This is a genomic window from Sphingomonas sp. BRN-1R, assembly GCF_057748035.1.
The window spans coordinates 2,320,484-2,339,094 of the sequence record NZ_CM173236.1; the positions used below are offsets into that span (position 1 = coordinate 2,320,484).

The 18,611-nt window shown below is 67.0% G+C and carries 22 protein-coding genes; 12 read left to right on the plus strand and 10 right to left on the minus strand.

The window, feature by feature from the left end; genetic code table 11:
- Positions 1 to 74: 74 nt before the first annotated feature.
- The 8 genes from AC3ANX_RS10600 to ffh form a co-directional block, all read right to left on the minus strand.
- On the minus strand, positions 75 to 2,258 hold the full coding sequence (locus tag AC3ANX_RS10600) for a S9 family peptidase (protein ID WP_488333252.1): 2,184 nt from the start codon (positions 2,256 to 2,258) through the stop codon (positions 75 to 77).
- Between the two features lie 164 nt (positions 2,259 to 2,422).
- The gene (locus AC3ANX_RS10605; RefSeq protein WP_488333253.1) at positions 2,423 to 3,748 is read right to left on the minus strand and encodes a DUF418 domain-containing protein; all 1,326 of its coding nucleotides are present in this window, start codon (positions 3,746 to 3,748) and stop codon (positions 2,423 to 2,425) included.
- Between the two features lie 70 nt (positions 3,749 to 3,818).
- Positions 3,819 to 4,391: a manganese efflux pump MntP gene (locus AC3ANX_RS10610; protein ID WP_488333254.1), complete on the minus strand. Its 573-nt coding sequence runs from the start codon at positions 4,389 to 4,391 to the stop codon at positions 3,819 to 3,821.
- Positions 4,392 to 4,653: 262 nt separating this feature from the next.
- Positions 4,654 to 5,046 (minus strand): 50S ribosomal protein L19, encoded by a 393-nt coding sequence (gene rplS, locus AC3ANX_RS10615; RefSeq protein WP_488333255.1) that lies wholly within the window; start codon positions 5,044 to 5,046, stop codon positions 4,654 to 4,656.
- A 1-nt stretch (position 5,047) separates the two neighbouring features.
- Complete coding sequence (trmD, locus tag AC3ANX_RS10620) at positions 5,048 to 5,740, minus strand: tRNA (guanosine(37)-N1)-methyltransferase TrmD (protein ID WP_488336929.1); 693 nt, start codon at positions 5,738 to 5,740, stop codon at positions 5,048 to 5,050.
- 38 nt (positions 5,741 to 5,778) lie between these two features.
- Complete coding sequence (rimM, locus tag AC3ANX_RS10625; protein WP_488333256.1) at positions 5,779 to 6,279, minus strand: ribosome maturation factor RimM; 501 nt, start codon at positions 6,277 to 6,279, stop codon at positions 5,779 to 5,781.
- Complete coding sequence (gene rpsP, locus AC3ANX_RS10630; protein ID WP_488333257.1) at positions 6,279 to 6,695, minus strand: 30S ribosomal protein S16; 417 nt, start codon at positions 6,693 to 6,695, stop codon at positions 6,279 to 6,281. Before rpsP ends, rimM begins: the two co-directional genes overlap by 1 nt.
- An 85-nt stretch (positions 6,696 to 6,780) precedes the next feature.
- Positions 6,781 to 8,298, minus strand: coding sequence for a signal recognition particle protein (gene ffh, locus AC3ANX_RS10635; protein WP_488333258.1), 1,518 nt, complete (start codon positions 8,296 to 8,298; stop codon positions 6,781 to 6,783).
- 235 nt (positions 8,299 to 8,533) lie between these two features.
- Between ffh and AC3ANX_RS10640 the strand changes: the two genes are divergently transcribed.
- The 4 genes from AC3ANX_RS10640 to AC3ANX_RS10655 all read left to right on the plus strand — a co-directional run bounded on the left by AC3ANX_RS10640 (position 8,534) and on the right by AC3ANX_RS10655 (position 13,141).
- A complete protein-coding gene (locus AC3ANX_RS10640) occupies positions 8,534 to 10,150 on the plus strand; it encodes a putative bifunctional diguanylate cyclase/phosphodiesterase (RefSeq protein ID WP_488333259.1) in 1,617 nt (538 codons plus the stop codon).
- A 63-nt stretch (positions 10,151 to 10,213) separates the two neighbouring features.
- Entirely contained in the window at positions 10,214 to 11,572 is a 1,359-nt protein-coding gene (gene mtaB / locus AC3ANX_RS10645; protein ID WP_488333260.1) for a tRNA (N(6)-L-threonylcarbamoyladenosine(37)-C(2))-methylthiotransferase MtaB, read from the plus strand.
- Positions 11,569 to 12,510 carry a signal recognition particle-docking protein FtsY gene (gene ftsY / locus AC3ANX_RS10650; RefSeq protein ID WP_488333261.1) on the plus strand — a complete coding sequence of 314 codons (942 nt, stop codon included), beginning with the start codon at positions 11,569 to 11,571 and terminating at the stop codon, positions 12,508 to 12,510. The genes mtaB and ftsY overlap by 4 nt, the downstream gene beginning before the upstream one ends.
- Positions 12,503 to 13,141, plus strand: a complete 639-nt coding sequence (locus AC3ANX_RS10655; RefSeq protein WP_488333262.1) for an inner membrane-spanning protein YciB — start codon at positions 12,503 to 12,505, stop codon at positions 13,139 to 13,141. Before ftsY ends, AC3ANX_RS10655 begins: the two co-directional genes overlap by 8 nt.
- Before the next feature lie 410 nt (positions 13,142 to 13,551).
- Here AC3ANX_RS10655 and AC3ANX_RS10660 read toward each other — a convergent pair whose 3' ends face one another.
- The gene (locus AC3ANX_RS10660; RefSeq protein WP_488333263.1) at positions 13,552 to 14,172 is read right to left on the minus strand and encodes a superoxide dismutase; all 621 of its coding nucleotides are present in this window, start codon (positions 14,170 to 14,172) and stop codon (positions 13,552 to 13,554) included.
- A gap of 309 nt (positions 14,173 to 14,481) precedes the next feature.
- Positions 14,482 to 15,504 (minus strand): phage shock protein operon transcriptional activator, encoded by a 1,023-nt coding sequence (pspF, locus tag AC3ANX_RS10665; RefSeq protein ID WP_488333264.1) that lies wholly within the window; start codon positions 15,502 to 15,504, stop codon positions 14,482 to 14,484.
- 170 nt (positions 15,505 to 15,674) lie between these two features.
- Between pspF and pspA the strand changes: the two genes are divergently transcribed.
- From pspA to AC3ANX_RS10705, 8 genes are all read left to right on the plus strand, one after another.
- Positions 15,675 to 16,343 carry a phage shock protein PspA gene (pspA, locus tag AC3ANX_RS10670; protein WP_488336930.1) on the plus strand — a complete coding sequence of 223 codons (669 nt, stop codon included), beginning with the start codon at positions 15,675 to 15,677 and terminating at the stop codon, positions 16,341 to 16,343.
- A gap of 1 nt (position 16,344) precedes the next feature.
- Positions 16,345 to 16,614, plus strand: coding sequence for an envelope stress response membrane protein PspB (pspB, locus tag AC3ANX_RS10675; protein ID WP_488333265.1), 270 nt, complete (start codon positions 16,345 to 16,347; stop codon positions 16,612 to 16,614).
- A 3-nt stretch (positions 16,615 to 16,617) separates the two neighbouring features.
- A complete protein-coding gene (pspC, locus tag AC3ANX_RS10680) occupies positions 16,618 to 16,998 on the plus strand; it encodes an envelope stress response membrane protein PspC (RefSeq protein ID WP_488333266.1) in 381 nt (126 codons plus the stop codon).
- 41 nt (positions 16,999 to 17,039) lie between these two features.
- On the plus strand, positions 17,040 to 17,336 hold the full coding sequence (locus AC3ANX_RS10685; protein ID WP_488333267.1) for a hypothetical protein: 297 nt from the start codon (positions 17,040 to 17,042) through the stop codon (positions 17,334 to 17,336).
- Positions 17,337 to 17,415: 79 nt separating this feature from the next.
- Positions 17,416 to 17,541 (plus strand): hypothetical protein, encoded by a 126-nt coding sequence (locus AC3ANX_RS10690; RefSeq protein WP_488333268.1) that lies wholly within the window; start codon positions 17,416 to 17,418, stop codon positions 17,539 to 17,541.
- Between the two features lie 30 nt (positions 17,542 to 17,571).
- Positions 17,572 to 17,838, plus strand: a complete 267-nt coding sequence (locus tag AC3ANX_RS10695) for a hypothetical protein (RefSeq protein WP_488333269.1) — start codon at positions 17,572 to 17,574, stop codon at positions 17,836 to 17,838.
- A gap of 26 nt (positions 17,839 to 17,864) precedes the next feature.
- A complete protein-coding gene (locus AC3ANX_RS10700) occupies positions 17,865 to 18,107 on the plus strand; it encodes a hypothetical protein (RefSeq protein ID WP_488333270.1) in 243 nt (80 codons plus the stop codon).
- Between the two features lie 87 nt (positions 18,108 to 18,194).
- Entirely contained in the window at positions 18,195 to 18,605 is a 411-nt protein-coding gene (locus AC3ANX_RS10705; RefSeq protein ID WP_488333271.1) for a SufE family protein, read from the plus strand.
- Positions 18,606 to 18,611: the final 6 nt, after the last annotated feature.

Below are 18,611 nucleotides of genomic sequence, written 5' to 3' on the forward strand. Positions count from 1 at the left end.
CGTGCGCGTAGCGAGATTGCGCACTCACGTCCACCCGCTTTGCTAATCGTGCGCGGGTGCCGCCCGCGCCGCGATTACTTGTCCTTCACGTTGCGATCGAGGAAATTGAGGATCGTGTGCCACAGATGCTCGCTGATCCCCGGCCCGCCGACGCGGTGGGTGTAGCCGGGGTAGAACATCATCTCGAACGGGCGATCGTTCTTCTGCATCTCGGCGGCGAAGGCGGTCGAGTTCTCAAACACGACGTTGTCGTCGGCCATGCCATGCACCAGCAGCAGCGGATCGGCGATCTTCACCGCATCGCCGAGCGCGTCGGACTTGGCATAGGCGGCGGCATCCTTGGTGGGGCTGCCCATATAGCGTTCGGTGTAATGCGTGTCGTAGAGTTCCCACTTCGTCACCGGCGCGCCCGATACGCCCGCCGCATAGACGCCCTGGTTCGCCTCCAGCATCTTGAGCGTCATGTAGCCGCCATAGGACCAGCCGTAGATCGCCACCTTGTTCGGATCGACGAACGGCTGGCTCTTGATGAACTTAGCGCCCGCCAACTGGTCCGCTACTTCGACCGTCCCCATCGCGCGGTAGATCTGGTCCTCGAACGCCTTGCCGCGGTTGAACGAGCCGCGATTGTCGATCTGGAAGAAGATATAGCCGTGCTGCACCAGATACTGTGCGAGCGGGCCGCCCCAGCCGCGCGTGACCTGCTGGCCGGTGCCGGGGCCGCCGTAATGCTGGAAGAACACCGGGTATTTCTTGCCGGGCACCAGCGGCGGGGTGATCATCTCGTAATAGAGCGTGGTGCCGTCCTCGGCCTTGAGCGTGCCGAACTGCGTTTCGCGGTGCGCAGCGCGGTACGGGTAGTAAGGATGGCCCGGCACCACCGCATTCTCGTTGATCCACGCCAGCCGTGCGCCCGCCGTATCGGCGAGGTAGGTCTGCGGCGGCTGGTCGGGGCTGGAGCGCGTGACGATGATGCGGCTCGCTGCGCCATCCATCGTCGCGGTGTTCCAATAGCCGGCCTCGGTCAGGCGGGTGATCGCGTTGCCATGCTTGAGATCGAGCGCATAGACATGCTGTTCGAGCGGGCCGTCCTTGTTGGCGACGAAGTAGAGCTTGCCCGCCGCCTGATCGACACCGATCAGCGCTTGCACCACCCAGTCGCCATGCGTCAGCGCGGTCCACTTGCCGTTGGCGTAGCGGTAGAGCTGGCGGTAGCCGGTCCGCTCCGACGACCAGATCAGGCCGCCGTCATCAAGCATCCGATACGCATCGCTGAGGTTGAGCCAGCTTCGCGTGCCGGATTTCTCGGTGAACAACACCTTCGACGCGCCGGTCGCGGGATCGACGCTGAGCATGTCGAGCGTCTTCTGGTCGCGGCTCTGGCGCTGGACGAGCAAAGCGGAGCCATCGGGCGTCCAGTCGACGCGGGCGAGATAGATGTCGCGGTTGGCGCCGAGATCGACCTTCACCTGCTTGCCGTCCAGCCCGACCACGTAGAGGTCGACCAACGCGTTGGGCGTACCCGCCGCCGGATAGCGCTGGTCGTACACCTTGGTCCCGTTCGCGCCGATCGCCGCGCGGGTGACGACGCCGACCGGCGCTTCGTCGAACCGCTCGACCGCGATGCGGCGTTCGTCCGGCGACCACCAATAGCCGGCGAAGCGGTGCATTTCCTCCTGCGCGACGAACTCGGCCTCGCCCCAGTGCACGGTGCCGCCGCCGTCCTGCGTCAGCGCGCGCGGCGCGCCGCCGGCGAGCGGCTGGACGTACAGGTTCTGGTTGCGCACGAAGCTGACGAAGCCGCTGCGGGGCGAGACGCCGGGATTGAGCTGCCCGCCCGGCTGATCGGTCAGCCGCCGCACCTGCCCATCGAGACCGGCGAGATAGAGATCGCCGTCGAGCGGCACGAGGATCGACTTGCCGTCGGGCGCCCAATCATAGGCGACGATGCCCTTGCTGCCGGCGATGCGCGCCCGCTCGCGCTGCATCTTCTCGGTCTCGGACAGTTCCGCGCCGCTGCCGACTTTCCGCGAATCGACCAGCATGCGTTCCGCGCCGGTGCGGGTGTCGCGTGCCCACAGGTCGAGCCGTTCCTTCTCGTCGGCGCGCGGGCGCAGCGAGGTGAGCAACAGGCCGTCGGGCGAGAGCTTCAGCGCGCGCGGCTGCGGCCCGGCAAGATCGGGGCTGCCGAACACGCGCGACAGCGTCAGCGGCTCGCTTTGGGCGCCCTGCACGGGCGGCGCGGGTTCAGCGGCCATCAGCGGAACCGATGCGGCCGACAACAGCATCCCGGCTAGCAAAGCGCCTTTTCGCAAACATCATCTCCGCATCTCACAGGTCGACATCGCCTGCGCGAACGGCAGGCGGGAGCGGCCTTATCGCGGTCGCCGCGCGGCACGTAAAGGGGCTGCCGCTTGGGCGGTCAGGCGGTCGGACGCCGCCGCCATGGCAAGCGCCGGCCCTCGACCAGAGAGCGCCATGCCCATTCCACCGGCGCGATATCGAGATGCCGCAGGTACAGGTTCGCGGCCCACAGCAGCACCGCATCGATCAGCAGCGCCACCACCATCAACGGTCCCCAGGTCAGCTTGCCGTACAGTGCCAGCGCAAACGGTGGAAACAGCACCCACAGGCACATGAGGGTCTGCACGATGTACAGCGTCAGCGCGGTCCGCCCCGCCGCCATGAACGGCCGCAGCAGCCGCGCGCCGAGCGTCGTCGTCACCAGCCAGTTGATCGCGCCGACATGGCCAAGCGTCACCGCCAGCCGCGCCACCTCGGCGGTCGCGTCGCCGATGCCGGGCGCGGTGTCGAACCGCATCGTCTGCCACGCCGCAACCCCGCGAAGGGTGATGCCGACCGCATAACCGGCGAGCGCGAGACGTGCGTAGAACCGCCGCGACCGCCCGCCCTGCAAGATGCCGAGCTTGAACAGCCCCGCGCCGATCAGCATGGTGGAGGCCGCCTCCCACACGAACAGCAGCTCCAGCCCGTAACCCTCGATCACCGCGAACGTATGCCACTGAGCCTGCGCCCAGCTTAACGCGGTGCCACGCCGCGCGGTGTCCTCCGCGACGACCTGCGCGGCGAGCGTGCGCTTCATCCTGGCCTTGCGCGCATCGTCCGCGGTCTGCGCGACGACTGCGGCCCGGTCGGCTGCATCGAGCGGTTCGCCCGCATGCTGTTTCACCGCAACGCCGGCCAAAGTCGCACGGCGCTGCGCCACCGTCGCGAGGTCGGCCGCTCCCGACACCAAGGTGATCGCCGCGAGGTTGAGCCCGATCACCACCAGCCACTCGCCCGGGAGTTGCACGAACAGGAACGCGATGAGCGCGGCGATGCCGTAGGTGTGGAGAATATCGCCCGGCCACAACAGGATGAAGACGTGGACGAGCCCGAAGGCTAGCAGGATCAGGTTGCGCGCATAATAGTGCCCCAGCACCTCGAACTGCCCCGCCGCTTCGGCCGCGCGTGTGGTGAGGATCACCATACCTGCCCCGAACAGCATCTCGAGCAGGCAGCGCGCGGTGCCGTTGGCCAACACCTCGCGGCAGATCCAGGCGACGCGGTCGCTCGGGCTCCAGCCGAGATGGCGGATGTCGTCGAACGAGGCGAACAAAGATTGCCCCATGTCGTTGATGTTCATGAACAGGATGCCGAGGATCGCCACCCCGCGCAGGATGTCGAGCACCGCGATACGGGGCGCGCCGTCCGGCTCGGCAGCGGTCGTCATCGACACGTCGTTCATGTCCCTGCCCTCATCGCCGCGCTTCTATGCGCGGCGGTCGTGTCTTGCAAACACAACACGGCTGCGGCGCTCAGCCCGGCAGATAGCCGAGATGTTCGAGCAGGATGCCGGTGCCGATCAACACCAGCGCCACGCCGCCCAGCAGTTCCGCCGCCGCGCCGAACCGTCCCCCAACGGCGCGACCGATCAGCAGACCGATCGTCGCCATCACGAAGGTGGAGAAGCCGATCGACACCGCCACCACCACGATCGGCACGTCGAGCAGCGCGAGCGACACGCCGACCGCCGCCGCATCGATGCTGGTGCCGATCGCGGTGAGGATCAGCGACCAGACGCCGTTGCCCTCCTCACCCTGATCGCCGCGCTCGCTGTCGCGGCGGATCGCCTCCCAGATCATCTTGCCGCCGACCACACCCAGCAGCACGAACGCGATCCAGTGGTCGATCGCCGCGACATAGGCGCTGGTCGCGAAACCGACCAGCCAGCCGAGCAGCGGCGTCACCCCCTCGATCACGCCGAAGACGAGCCCGTTGCGCACCGCTCCACCGACGCTCGGCCGCCGCGCGGCGCCGCGCCCGATCGCGGCCGCGAACGCATCCGCGGACATGCTGAGGGAGAGGATCGCAATGGAAACGGGGCTCATGACACTATCCACCGGACGCGCGACAGCACACCCCATGCCGGCCGGTGCGGTTTGGAGCGTGCTGGTCTCGCAAGGCGGTATGCCCGCTGGTCGTGCCATGCGCCACGCAGGCGCAAGTGTGTTGACACGCCCCCGGCACTCGGCCGGATGCTACTCCCCAACTAAGGCGCGCGTTATCAGCGCATCGGGGCCGTAACAAGAAAAAAGGGCGCCGGAGCATCGCTCCCGCGCCCTTTCCTGATGCCTGAGTGGGCGTCTCCGCTTATTCGGCGGCGACGGTGCCCTTGGCCGGACGGTTGTCCCGGCGCTCGGCGATACGCGCCGACTTGCCGGTGCGGCCGCGCAGATAGTACAGCTTGGCACGACGCACCGCGCCCTTGCGGACGACTTCGATGCTGTCGATGTTCGGCGAATACAGCGGGAACACGCGTTCCACGCCCTCACCGAAGCTGATCTTGCGCACGGTGAAGTTCGAACCCATGCCCTTGTTCGAGCGCGCGATGCACACGCCCTCGTAGTTCTGGACGCGGGTGCGGTCGCCTTCGACCACCTTCACGCCGACCTTCAGCGTGTCGCCGGGGCGGAACTCCGGGATCTTCTTCGATTCGAGAAACTTTGCGATGTTCTCGGCTTCGATCGTCTGGATGAGATTCATCTCATGCGTCCTTAGTCTGTCGCCGCGCGCCAGAGGGAGGCTTGACCCGAACGCCCTCGTGACGTTCCCAAAGGTCCGGCCTCCGTAGCCGTGTCTCGGTCTCGGCCATGTGCTTTCGCCAGGCCGCGATCCTCGCATGATCCCCCGATCGCAGCACTTCGGGGATCGTGCGCCCTTCCCATTCATAAGGTCGGGTATAATGCGGATATTCGAGAAGGCCGCTTTCGAAGCTCTCGTCATCCCCGCTGGAAGGCGCGCCCATTACGCCGGGAAGCAGCCGAATGCAAGCGTCGAGCAGCACCAGCGCCCCCATTTCCCCGCCCGACAGGATATAGTCGCCGATTGAGACTTCCTCGATCCTGCGGCCTTCGAAGATGCGCTCGTCGAACCCTTCGAACCGCCCGCACAGGATGGTGACGCCGGGACCGCTCGCAAGATCACGTACGCGCGCCTGCGTGAGCGGCCGCCCGCGCGGCGTCATCGCCAGCAGCGGCGCGCCGGTTGTGACGCTGTCGATCGCAGCAGCCAGCACGTCCGCGCGCAACACCATCCCCGCGCCGCCACCTGCGGGCGTGTCATCGACGGTGCGGTGGCGATCGGTCGCGAAGTCGCGGATGTTGCGCGCGTCGAGGCTCCACCGCCCCTCCGCCAGCGCCCGCCCGGCGAGCGAGTGGCCAAGCGGGCCCGGAAACATATCCGGGTACAGCGTGAGGATGGTGGCGGCGAAGGAACTCACACGACGAACGCAGCGTCGACGACGAGCCGATCCTCGCCCCATTCGGGAACAGCATCGGCGTTCATCGGCACCATGAAACGCGCGCCCGGCTTGCCGTCCACCGCCGGTCGCTCGATCTCGATCACGTCGCCCGCGCCGAAATCCTCGACCGTCACGACAAGGCCGAGCGCCTCGCCCGTCGTGGAGACGGCGGGCAGGCCGATCAGGTCGGCATGATAATATTCGCCGTCCTCAAGCGGCGGCAGCGCCGATCGCGGCACCGTCAGTTCGGTGCCGCGAAGCGCCTCGGCGGCATTGCGATCGGTCACTTCGGCGAAGCGCGCGATCGTGCCGTTGCTGCCGGGCCGCGCCGACTTGAGCGTCAGCGCGACGCCGGACTTGGCGCTCAGCGTCGTGTAGCGGCCAAGATCCTCGGTGAAGACCTTGAGCCGCACTTCGCCCGTCACGCCATGCGCGCCGATGATGACGGCCAGCGTGACGGGGCGATCTCCAGCCATTACGCTTCGGCCGAAGCCTCTTCAGCGGGCGCTTCCTCGGCGGGAGCGGCTGCGGCTGCCTTGGCGGCTTCCTCGGCTTCCGCCAGCTTGGTGGCGCGTTCCTCAGCGCGCTCGGTCGCCTTCTCGCCGGGCTTGCCCTTGTTCGGGTTGTTGCGCGCTGCGCGCTCCTTCACGCCGGCGACGTCGAGGAAGCGGGCGACACGGTCGGTCGGCTGCGCGCCGTTGCCGAGCCAGTGCTTGGCACGCTCGGCGTCGAGCACGATGCGCTTCTCGTCGTCCTTGGCGAGCAGCGGGTTGTACGTGCCGATCTTCTCGATGAACTTGCCATCACGCGGGCTGCGTGCGTCCGCCACGACGATGCGGTAGTAAGGACGCTTCTTGGAGCCGCCACGCGACAAACGAATGCTGAGTGCCATTTAAACTGTTTCCTTCTTCTTCATTCCGATGCTCCGGCGCGTGCCGGAACGGTTGTTTGAGACTGCGCGATCGGCGCAGCCGCGATCACTTCTTCTTGCGATTCATCAAATTCTCGAAGCCCGGCGGCAGCTTGGCTTGCCCGCCGCCCAGCCCAGGCAGACCACCCGAGTTGCCGCCGATCAGGCTGCCGATATCCGGCGCGCCAGCCCCGCCGAGCCCGCCCATGCCACCACCACCGAGACCGCCCTTGCCGAACATCGCCGCCATGCCCTTTAACCCGCCCATCTTGCGGATCTTCTTCATGGCGCCCGCCATCTCCTGATGCATCTTGAGGAGCTTGTTGACCTCCTGCACGGTCAGTCCCGCGCCCTTGGCGACGCGGATCTTGCGCTTGGCGTTGAGCAGTTCGGGCTTGGCGCGCTCCTTTGCGGTCATCGAGCCGATGATCGCATCCATGTGGATCAGCACCTTGTCGCCGCCAGCCTGTTCGACCGCGCCCTGCGCCTTCTTCAAGCCCGGCAGCATCCCCGCGAGCGCGCCGAGGCCGCCCATCTTGCGCATCTGCTGGAGCTGCGCGCGCAGATCGTTGAGATCGAACTCACCCTTGGCGAGCCGCGCCGCGATCTTCTCGGCATCTTCCTGCTGGATCGTCTCGGCGGCGCGCTCGACGAGGCTGACCACGTCGCCCATGCCGAGGATGCGGCCCGCCACACGCGAAGGATGGAACGGCTCGAGCGCGTCCATCTTCTCGCCGGTGCCGGCGAACTTGATCGGCTTGCCGGTGACGGCGCGCATCGACAGCGCCGCACCGCCGCGCGCATCGCCGTCCATGCGGGTCAGCACCACGCCGGTGAGCGGCACATGTTCGGAGAAGCTGGTCGCGACGTTGACCGCGTCCTGCCCGGTCAGCGCATCGACGACGAGCAGGATCTCGTTCGGCTTGGCGACGTCGGCGACGGCGCGCATCTCGTCCATCAGCGCCTGATCGACGTGGAGACGGCCCGCCGTGTCGAGCATCAGCACGTCGTAACCTTGCAGCTTCGCCGCCTGGAGCGCGCGCCGCGCGATATCGACCGGCTGCTGACCGGGCACGATCGGCAGCGTCGCCACTTCGGTCTGCGTGCCCAGCGTCGCGAGCTGTTCCTGCGCGTTCGGGCGATTGACGTCGAGCGACGCCATCAGCACCTTCTTGCGCTCGCGTCCGGCCTGCCCGTTCGACAGCCGCCGCGCGATCTTGGCCGTGGTCGTCGTCTTGCCCGAGCCTTGCAGGCCGACCATCATGATGACGGCGGGCGGGGTGACGCCGATGTCGAGTTCGGCCGCATTGCCGCCGTCCGCACCGCCGAGCATCTCGACCAGCGCGTCGTTGACGATCTTGACGACCTGCTGCCCCGGCGTGACCGAGCGCAGCACGTTCTGACCGACCGCAAGCTCGGTCGCCTTGTCGACGAACTCGCGCGCGACCGGCAGCGCGACGTCCGCTTCGAGCAGCGCGACGCGCACCTCGCGCATCGCGGCGCGCACGTCCGCCTCGGTCAGCGCACCACGGCCGCGCAACCGATCGAACACACCGCCAAGACGATCGCTGAGACTGTCGAACATCGTCAAACCTTCCACTTCGAACGCTCACCCGCCTCGAGAAACGCAAAAGACGCCGGCGGACGAAACCTCGTCGGCCGGCGTTACCCCTCGGGGCGAGCCTTTTACGAATCCCATGCAGGAGACGTTCGCGGCGCGCTTTAACGGCTTCCCGCATAAACCGCAAGTCACCGGTGCTTAACCCGAAATACACGGCTTGTCGGCATAGTCCGGCGACGATTTTGCGGGGCAGGTTGGAATGCGTTTGAAGCACCGCGAGGACGGAAAGGACACGAAGACGCCGCCTCGCCACGATCTTTGGATCGGCACGATCACAGTGTCGGCGACGCTGCTGTTCGTCGCGATCGGCAGCGTCGTGCTGTCGCGGGTGCTGAGCGCGGGGCTGTCCGGCGGCCCACAGGTCGATCAGACGCTGGTGATCGCGCTGCTGCTCAACGTCGCGCTGATCCTGTTCGGCTGGCGTCGCCACCGTGAGCTTTCCACCGAAGTGGCGGTGCGCACCGCCGCCGAGGAGCGCGCGCACCAGCTTGCCGCGCGCGATCCGCTCACCGGCTTTCTCAACCGCCGCAGCCTCGCGGAAGAAGGCGCGGCGCTCTATGCGCAGGCCCAGCGACGCTACAAGGCGGTGGCGTTGATGATGATCGACCTCGATCATTTCAAGGCGGTCAACGATCTGCACGGCCATCCAATCGGCGACGCGCTGCTCGCACAGGTCGCCGGGGAGATCGCCCGAGCCATGCCGAGCGGTGCGCTCACCGCGCGGATCGGCGGGGACGAGTTCGCCTGCGCCTTCCTGTTCGATGCAGGCCACCCCGGCCCGGTCGAACGCGTGGTCGAGCGTACCATCAGCAAGCTTGCCCAGCCGTTCCGGTGCGAGGGGCTGGTGCTCAACATCAGCGCCTCGGTCGGGGTCGCACGGTCGGATCAGGGGTGCGCCAGCATCGACGCGCTGCTCCGTGCCGCCGACACCGCGATGTATGCGGCGAAGAAAGCCGGGCGTAACCGCTTCGCCTGGTTCGATCAGTCGATGGAGCGCGCCGAGGAGGCCCGCGCAACGCTGGAAGCGAACCTGCGCGGGGCGATCCACCGCCACGAGATCGCCCCCTATTTCGAACAGCAGATCGATCTGGTGAGTGGCCGGCTGTGCGGTTTCGAGGTGCTGGCGCGTTGGGAGAAGCCCGACGGTACGCTCGTGCTGCCGGCCGCGTTCGTGCCGATCGCCGAGCACACCGGGATGATCGCCGATCTGGCGTTGTCGGTGATGCGGCAGGCGTTCGTCGCGGCGCGCGACTGGGACGCGGCGCTGACGCTGTCGGTGAACCTCTCGCCGCGCCAGTTGCAGGATGCGTGGCTCGCACAGAAGATCATCAAGGTGCTGACCGAGGCGTCCTTCCCCGCCACCCGGCTTGAGGTGGAAGTGACCGAGGCGGCGTTGTTCGACAATCTGCCGCTTGTCCAGTCGACCCTCGCCAGCCTGAAGAACCAGGGCGTCGGGCTCGTGCTGGATGATTTCGGCAACGGCTTCTCCAGTCTCGCGCATCTGCGTGCGGCGCCGTTCGACCGCATCAAGATCAGCCGCGCCTTCGTGAGCAGCATGAGCGACCCCGATCATGGCGCGATCGTCACCGCGGCCGCGCGGCTCGGCGATTGCTTCAACCTGCCCACGACTGCGGTCGGCATCGAGAGCGACGACGTGGCGACGCGGCTGCGGGTGCTGGGGTGTGCACGCGGCCAGGGCCATCATTACGGGCGACCGGCGAGCGTCGCGGGTACGCGCAGCCTGCTCGCCGCGCGCGGGCTGGTGCGTCAGCCTGGTGCACCGATCGGCTTCGATCCACGCCGCGCGTCGCGCTAGAATGGACATCGGCCTCGCCTGTCCCTAGATCACCGCGCATGATCGACCGCCCCGGCCACGCGTATGGCTGATCCTCACATCGTCAGCCTGGGCTGCCGGCTCAACATCGCCGAGAGCGAGACGATCCGCGCGCTGCTCGCCGACGAACGCGATGGTGACCGCGATACGGTGGTCGTCAACAGTTGCGCCGTCACCAACAGCGCCGTCGCCGAGACGCGCGCCGCCATCCGCCGCGCGCGCCGCGAGCGCCCGGCGGCGGAGATCGTCGTGACCGGCTGCGCGGCGCAGATCGACCCCGCAAGCTTCGCGGCGATGCCCGAAGTCGATCGCGTGATCGGCAATGCGGAAAAACTGACGCAATCAGCTTGGAAGGCTGATGCAAAGGTGCAGGTCGGCGACATCATGGCGGTCCGCGACACCGCGCCGCACCTCGCCAGCGCCTTCGCTGCGCACGCCCGCGCCTTCGTGGAGGTGCAGAACGGCTGCGACCATCGCTGCACCTTCTGCGCGATCCCCTACGGGCGCGGCAACAGCCGGTCGGTCCCGGCCGGCGGCGTGATCGGGCGGATCGCCGCACTGGTCGAGGCTGGCTACCGCGAGGTCGTGCTGACCGGGGTCGATCTCACCAGCTATGGCCCCGACCTGCCCGGCGCGCCGTCGCTCGGGATGCTGGTCGAGCGGATTCTTGCGCACGTGCCGGGGCTGGCGCGATTGCGGCTCTCATCGCTCGATTCGGTCGAGATAGACGATCGGCTGTTCGACCTGATCGCGCACGAGCCGCGCGTGATGCCGCATGTCCATCTCTCCTTTCAGGCAGGCGACGACATGATCCTCAAGCGGATGAAGCGCCGCCACGGCCGCGCACAGGCAGTGGCGCTGGTCGCGCGGCTCAAGGCGGCACGGCCGGAGATCGCGATCGGCGCGGACCTGATCGCGGGCTTCCCGACCGAGGATGAGGCGATGTTCGCCGGCACGCGCGCGCTGATCGACGATTGCGACATCGTCCACGCGCACATCTTCCCCTATTCGCCGCGCGCGGGCACACCCGCCGCGCGGATGCCGCAGGTGCCGGATGCGGTCCGCAAGGCGCGCGCGGCCGAGCTGCGCGCGGCGGCGGCAGCGCGCAAGGCGGCGTGGCTGCGCGGGCTGGTCGGCAGCACGCAGGACGTGCTGGTCGAGCGGCCGGGCGACCGGGGCCATGCCGGCAACTTCGCCGAGGTGCGGATGCCGCGCGCCGAGATCGGTTCTCTTCAGCGTGTCGTGATCGGCTCGGTCGACGGCACAACACTCATTGGTTCCCCGGCGCAGGCCGGGGTCCAGTTGGGGGACGGCGGTAACGGCGCATTGCGCTCCATTACCGCAACCTCCCCGACCGGACCCCGGCCGTCGCCGGGGATCAGGCTTCTGGAAACCACAGCATGAGCACCACCCCCGGCTGGCACGAGCGCCTGCTCGGCGGCTTCAAACGCACTTCGGATCGGTTGATCGGCAACCTCGTCGGGCTCGGCACCGCGCCGCTCGACGACGCGACGCTCGACGACATCGAGGAAGCGCTGATCGCCTCCGACCTCGGCCCCGAAACCTCGGCACGCATCCGCGACCGGCTCGCCGGCGGCATCTTCGAGCGCGACATGGAGGATCTCGGCATCCGCCTGACCGTCGCCGAGGAGATCGAGAAGGTACTGGAGCGCGTCGCCAAGCCGCTCGAGATCGAGGCCTTCCCGCGTCCGCAGGTGATCCTCGTCATCGGCGTCAACGGGTCGGGCAAGACCACCACCATCGCCAAGCTCGCGCACTGGCTGAAGGAGCAGGACTACGCGGTGATGCTCGCGGCGGGCGACACGTTCCGCGCCGCCGCGATCGGCCAGCTCGCCACTTGGGCTGAACGCGCGGGTGTGCCGATCATCAGCGGCAAGGAAGGCGGCGATGCGGCGGGCATCGTGTACGAAGCGGTCAAGCAGGCGACCGCGATCGGCACCGACGTGCTGATCGTCGACACAGCCGGCCGGCTCCAGAACAAGCGCGAGCTGATGGACGAACTCGCCAAGATCCGCCGCGTGCTCGGTCGCCTCAATCCGGCGGCTCCACACGACGTGCTGCTGGTGCTGGATGCGACCACCGGGCAGAATGCGCTCAGCCAGATCGAAGTGTTCAAGGAGATGGCGGGGGTGACCGGGCTCGTCATGACCAAGCTCGACGGCTCGGCGCGCGGCGGCATCCTCGTCGCGGCGGCGGAGAAATACGGGCTGCCGATCCACGCGATCGGCGTCGGCGAGGGTATGGGCGATCTGCGTCCGTTCGATGCCAACGAAGTCTCGCGGATCATCGCCGGCGTCGATGGAGTACGCAGCCGTGGATAAGAAGCCGGTCAACGCGCCGATGCTGCGCATGGCGGTCGATTACGGGCCGCTGCTGGTGTTCTTCGCGGTCAACTACCTCGCACCCGGCCCGACCGTGGCGAAGGCGGTCGCGGCGACGATCGCGTTCATGATCGCGGAGGTCGCCGCGCTGCTGTTCTCGCAGATCAAGCTCGGCTCGATCTCGCCGATGCTGTGGATCACGGGCGTGCTGGTGCTCGTGTTCGGCGGGCTGACCATCTATTTCCACGACCAGCAGTTCATCCAGATGAAGCCGACCTTCGTCTATGCGCTGTTCGGGGGCATCCTGCTGTTCGGCTGGCTGACCGGGCGACCGCTGCTCCAGCAACTGCTCGAAACCGCCTATCCGGGGCTCGACGCGGCGGGCTGGCACAAGCTGACGCGCAACTGGGCGGTGTTCTTCGTGGCGATGGCGATCGCCAACGAGGCGGTGTGGCGCGGTACGCTCGCCGCCTGGGGCAAGGATGCCGGGTGGAATGCGTGGCTGTGGTACAAATTCCCCGGCTGCGTCATCATCACATTGGTGTTCGCGATGGCGAACGTACCGATGCTGATGAAGCACGGCCTGACGCTCGGCGACGACAAGCCGCCGGTCGTCCCGCCGGAGGGGTGAGCATCAGGCACGATCACGCGTGGGGCAAAGGCCTTTGCCCCACGCGTGATCCGATCATCTCGCGGCCCGAACGCTGACAGCGGCCCGACCCGCAACCTCTTTGCGCCTCCGTGCCTCCGCGTGACACATCCTAAACGCAGACACGAAATTGGGTTCGCGCAGAGGCGCGGAGGACGCCGAGGTGTTGCGCTTGAGGTGGCCGCTCGCCTCGCCAAGCAGGGTCGGATCTCTGCGCCCTCTGCGCCTCTGCGTGAACTTTACGTCGCCCCGGCGCATGCCGGGGTCGTCGGGTTGTTTGAAAGCCACCCGCCCAAACAGAGCGGCCCCGGCCTGCGCCGGGGCGACGTGCAGATAAGAAAAAGGGCCGGAAACCCCACGGTTCCCGGCCCCTCTTCCTGTCGACGGTGCGATTAGCCCTGCTGGTCGGCCCGGCTCACGCCCTCGCCGTCGAGGTTCTGCGCGGCGAATTCCCAGTTGAGGATCTTGCCGGTCAGCGCTTCGAGATAGCCCGGACGCGCGTTGCGGTAATCGATGTAATAGGCGTGCTCCCACACGTCGATCGTCAGCAGCGGCTTGTAATCATAGACGACGGGCGTGTCGGCGTCGTGCAGCGACGTGACCTTGAGCTTGTCGCCCTCCAGCACCAGCCAGCCCCAGCCGCTCGCGAAATGGTTGGTCGATTCGGCGACCAGCGCCTTCACCAACGCCTCGGTCGAGCCGAAATCGCGCTCGATCATCTCGGCCAGCTTGCCGGTCGGCGCGGCGTAGTTCGGGGTCAGCGAGTTCCAGAAAAAGGTGTGGTTCCAAACCTGCGCCGAGTTGTTGAACAGGCCCTTGTCGCCGGTTTCCTTGGCATGCTTGATGACCTCGACGAGCGACTTGCCCTCCAGACCCTTTTCGGTGACGAAGCCGTTGGTCTTGTCGACATAGGCCTTGTGATGCTTGCCGTGGTGGAAGTCGAACGTCTCGGCGGACATGGTCGGCGCAAGCGCATCCTTGGGGAAAGGAAGCGGGGGAAGTTCGAAAGCCATAGGATATCCTCCTTGAGAGACGTTCAGGATCAGCGGGCAAACGCCTGTCGCCCGGAAATGGGTCCGCCGGGATTATTACGCAACCGATTCGGAATTGAGAATGAATCGCAGATACTTACTGCGAGCCGTTCGCAACTCCGCGCTTTACGTCACTCCAGCGAAAGCTAAGGTCTCTCCATGATGACGCGCGAGAGAGCCGCGAGAGACCCCAGCGTTCACTGGGGTGACGGTTGGGGTAGGCTCATCGTTTGAGCAGTCGAGTCGCAAACTACACAGCGGCCCCGGCCTGCGCCGGGGCGACCATGGGAGTTACGCCCCGGCCGAGATCAACCCGTGCCGTTTGAGCGCGTGGCGCAATTGATCGTAGCTCAGCCCGAGCGCATCGGCAGTGGCGCGCTGGTTGAAGCGATGCTCGGCCATCGCCTTCTTGAGCAGGTCGCGCTCGAACTTGGCGATGCGCCCCTTGAAGTCGCCGGGTTCGTCTTCGGCCGGCAGCGCGGGGGCCGCAGGTGCAGACGCCGCCTCCACCACCATCGCCCCGCCCTGTGCCGAGCGCGGCCGATGCGGCGACTGGAACGGATCGAACTCGATCGCGTCGATGGGCGTATCGCGCTCCCAGCGATACACCGCGCGCTCCACCACGTTGCGCAACTCGCGCACATTGCCGGGCCAGTCATACGCCACCAGCTCCGCCATCGCCTCGCGCGAGAAACCGGGCCAGTCGAGCCGCCCCATTTCCGAGGCCATGCGGCGCCCGTAGTGTTCGGCCAGCACCGGCACGTCACCAGTGCGCGCGCGCAAGGGCGGCAGCGTCACCACCTCGAACGACAGCCGGTCGAGCAGATCGGCGCGAAACTGGTGGCGCATCACCTTGTCGGGCAAATGCTCGTTGGTGGCGGCGACGATGCGCACATCGACGCGGAGCGGGCGCGAGGAGCCGATCCGCGTCACCTCGCCATATTCGACCGCGCGGAGCAGCCGGTCCTGCGCCGCCATCGACAAGGTGCCGAGTTCGTCGAGGAACAAAGTGCCGCCATGCGCCTCCTCGAACCGCCCCTGCCGCGCCTTGGTCGCGCCCGTGAACGCGCCCGCCTCGTGCCCGAACAGCTCGGCCTCGATCAGCGTCTCCGGCAGCGCCGCGCAGTTCATGATGACGAGCGGCTGGTCCCAGCGGGGGCTGAGCCGGTGGAGCCGCTCGGCCACCAATTCCTTGCCGGTGCCGCGCTCGCCGATCACCAGAACGGGGCGGTCGAGCGCGGCGGCGCGGCTGGCACGCTCCAGCGCGTCGAGAAACGGGCCGGATTGGCCGATGACCTGGGTAGTGCGCTCCATTGCCAAGGCTTGGCGTAAAATCCCAACGCTTGGCAAGAGCGTGCGGCGCGCAAGCTGCCAATCCGTTCAGGAAAGCCCGCAAATCCGCCGTTTTGAAAATTGGCACGGACCCTGCAAAGCTGTGAGGGTACACCACCGCTTTTCCTGCTTACCAAGGAGTATTTTTGGTTATGGGCATCTTCTCCCGAACCCGCGACATCATCGCCGCCAATTTCACCGACCTGCTCGACAAGGCGGAAGACCCTTCGAAGATGATCCGCATGATCATCCTCGAGATGGAGGAGACCCTGGTCGAGGTCCGCGCCTCCGCCGCGCGGACCATCGCCGACCAGAAGGAGATGCGCCGCCATATCGAAAAGCTCGGCAAGCTTCAGGATAGCTGGACCGAGAAGGCCGAGCTGGCGCTGTCCAAGAACCGCGAGGATCTCGCCAAGGCCGCGCTGGTCGAGAAGCAGAAAGCCGCCGACATGGCCGATCAGCTCGAGCAGGAAATCGCGGTGCTCGACGAGGCGCTGCGCGCTTCGGAGGAGGACATCAACAAGCTCCAGACCAAGCTGCGCGAGGCGCGTACCCGCCAGAACCAGATCGTCACCCGGCTCGAAAGCGCACACAACCGCGTGAAGCTGCGCGAGATGGTCAACGGGCCGCGCATGCAGGACGCGTTCTCGCGCTTCGACATGCTCGACCGCCGCGTCGACATGGCCGAGGGCCGCGCGGAGGCAGCCGGGTTCGGCGCCGCGCCCAAGTCGCTCGAGGAGGAGATCGCCGAACTGAAGTCCGCCGACAAGGTCGATGCCGAACTCGCCGCACTGAAGGCCCGCATGGGCAAGGAGGGCTGAGATGGAGGACGTCTTCCTCCCCATCGTCATCTGCGCCGTCCTGTTTATCGGCATGCCGTGGGTGATCCTGCACTACATCACCAAGTGGAAGCAGGCGCCCAAGATCACCAACGAGGACGAGAAGCTGCTCGACGAACTCCACCTGCTCGCCCGCAGGCTGGAGGATCGGCTCCAGACGATCGAACGCATCGTCGCCGCCGATCATCCCGACTGGCGCCCGGGCGTGCCGCACGAGCCGCGCCCATCCTACGACCTTTCCAAGAGGAACTGACCCATGAGCGCGAGCCGCACCAAATTCTACCTCGACAAGCAGAACCGCAAATGGCTGGGCGTCTGCGCGGGGATTGCCGATTATACCGGCCTCGACGTCACTTTGGTCCGCGTCGGCATCGTCGTGCTGACGATCGTCGGCGGCTTCCCTTGGACGCTGATCGCCTATGGCCTCGTCGCCTGGATGGCGGATGCCAAGCCTTACGGATTGTACGAAAGCCCGGAAGACCAGAAATTCTGGCAGGGCGTGCGCAGCAACCCGACTCGCTCGACTGCGGAGGTCCGCTCGAAGTTCCGCGACATCGACCGCCGGCTCGGCGACATCGAGACGATGTACACCAGCCGCAACACCCGCCTCGCCGACGAGATCGACAGCCTGCGCTGATCGTCCGCCATCATCTCGAACCGATAACAGGATCACCTCTCATGTCGTCCACCTGGGGAATGCTCGTACCGCTTGCCGCCATCACGATCTGGCCGCTGAGCCGGGTGTTCAACACTTGGGTTCGCGCCAGGCACGGCTACCCGCTCGATGATGCCAAGCGCGACGATCGCGACCGGTTGTCGAGCGACCGCCAGACCGAGTTGCTGAGCGCCGAGAACGAGCGGCTGACGCAGAAGATCGGCCGGCTCGAGGAGCGGATCGCGGTGCTCGAACGCATCGCCACCGACCCGGCCGAGCGCACCTCGCGCGAAATCGAGGCGTTGCGCGCGCTCCCCTGAGCCGCCCGCCTCCACCCTCCCGAAACCTCAAATCGCACCAGCGCGCGGCCCCCGCCGCAGCGCCAGGAAAGGTACGCCCATGTTCCTCACCGGCTTCCTCCTCGTCCTCGCCGCCGCGACCGCGACCGGCGTGTTCGCCACCGAAAGCGTCGATCGCCCACGCCGCCGCCAGGAACGGCTCGCCGCGCAGCCGCACGCGCAGTAACATCGCTCCAGCATCAGGGGAGTTTTCCGCATGAACCCGTTTGAAATGGTCGTCGCCATCATCGTCGTCATCACGGTCGGTCGCGTGGTCATGGCGCGCTACGGCGTCGTCCACAGCAAGCCCGGCGAGAGCGTCGCCTTCCGTGACGACGGCGCGGGCAAGGCCGAGAACGAGCGGCTGCGCGACGAACTGCGCGGTCTGAAGGAGCGGATCGCCGTGCTCGAACGCCTCGCCACCGACGCCGACACCAGCAGTGCCCGCCTCGATCGCGAGATCGAGCGGCTGCGCGAGAAGTGACCTTCATGCCCACAGGAGCAGGGATCATGACCGACCCGGGTTTCTACCTCACGATGGCGGCAAGCGCGCTCGCCGGGCTGGCGATGCTGACCTACGCCACGCTGACCGGCTGGCGCGGCTGGCTGGCGCTCAAGCAGCAGGAATTGCAGCAGCATCCGGGCGACCGCACCGCGCCTGCCCTGCCCAACGCCAGCGCACGCATCGAGATCGCCGACCTCAAGGAACGGATCCGCAAGCTGGAGGCGATCGCGGCGGGGGTGGATCTTTAATGCTCATCCCCGGCGGAGGCCGGGGAACTGCCCTGGTCGCCTCGAACCCTGTGGACGTCCCCGCCCCGCCCCGTTACCGCCACCGCCATGACCACACTCGCCGAACTACAGGACGAATACAGCTTCCTCGAACCCGACGATCGCTATCGGCTGCTGATCGATCTTGGCAAGGCGCTGGAACCGATGCCCGATCCGCTCAAGACCGACGCCACGCTGGTGCGCGGCTGCTCCGCCTCGGTGTGGGTCTATCCGATGCGACGCGAGGACGGGACGCTCCACTTCCTCGCCGATTCGAACGCCGCCATCACTAAGGGCATCATCGCGCTGGTGCTCCTGACCGTGCAGGACCGATCGGCGCAGGCGATCAACGCCACCGACATCGCCGGGGCGCTCGCCCCGTTCGATCTCGGCAACCAGCTCAGTTCGAATCGGACGCAGGGCATCCCCAACATGATCGCGCTGATCCGCGAAACGGCGGCGCGCTACGCCGCGGAATAAGAGGTT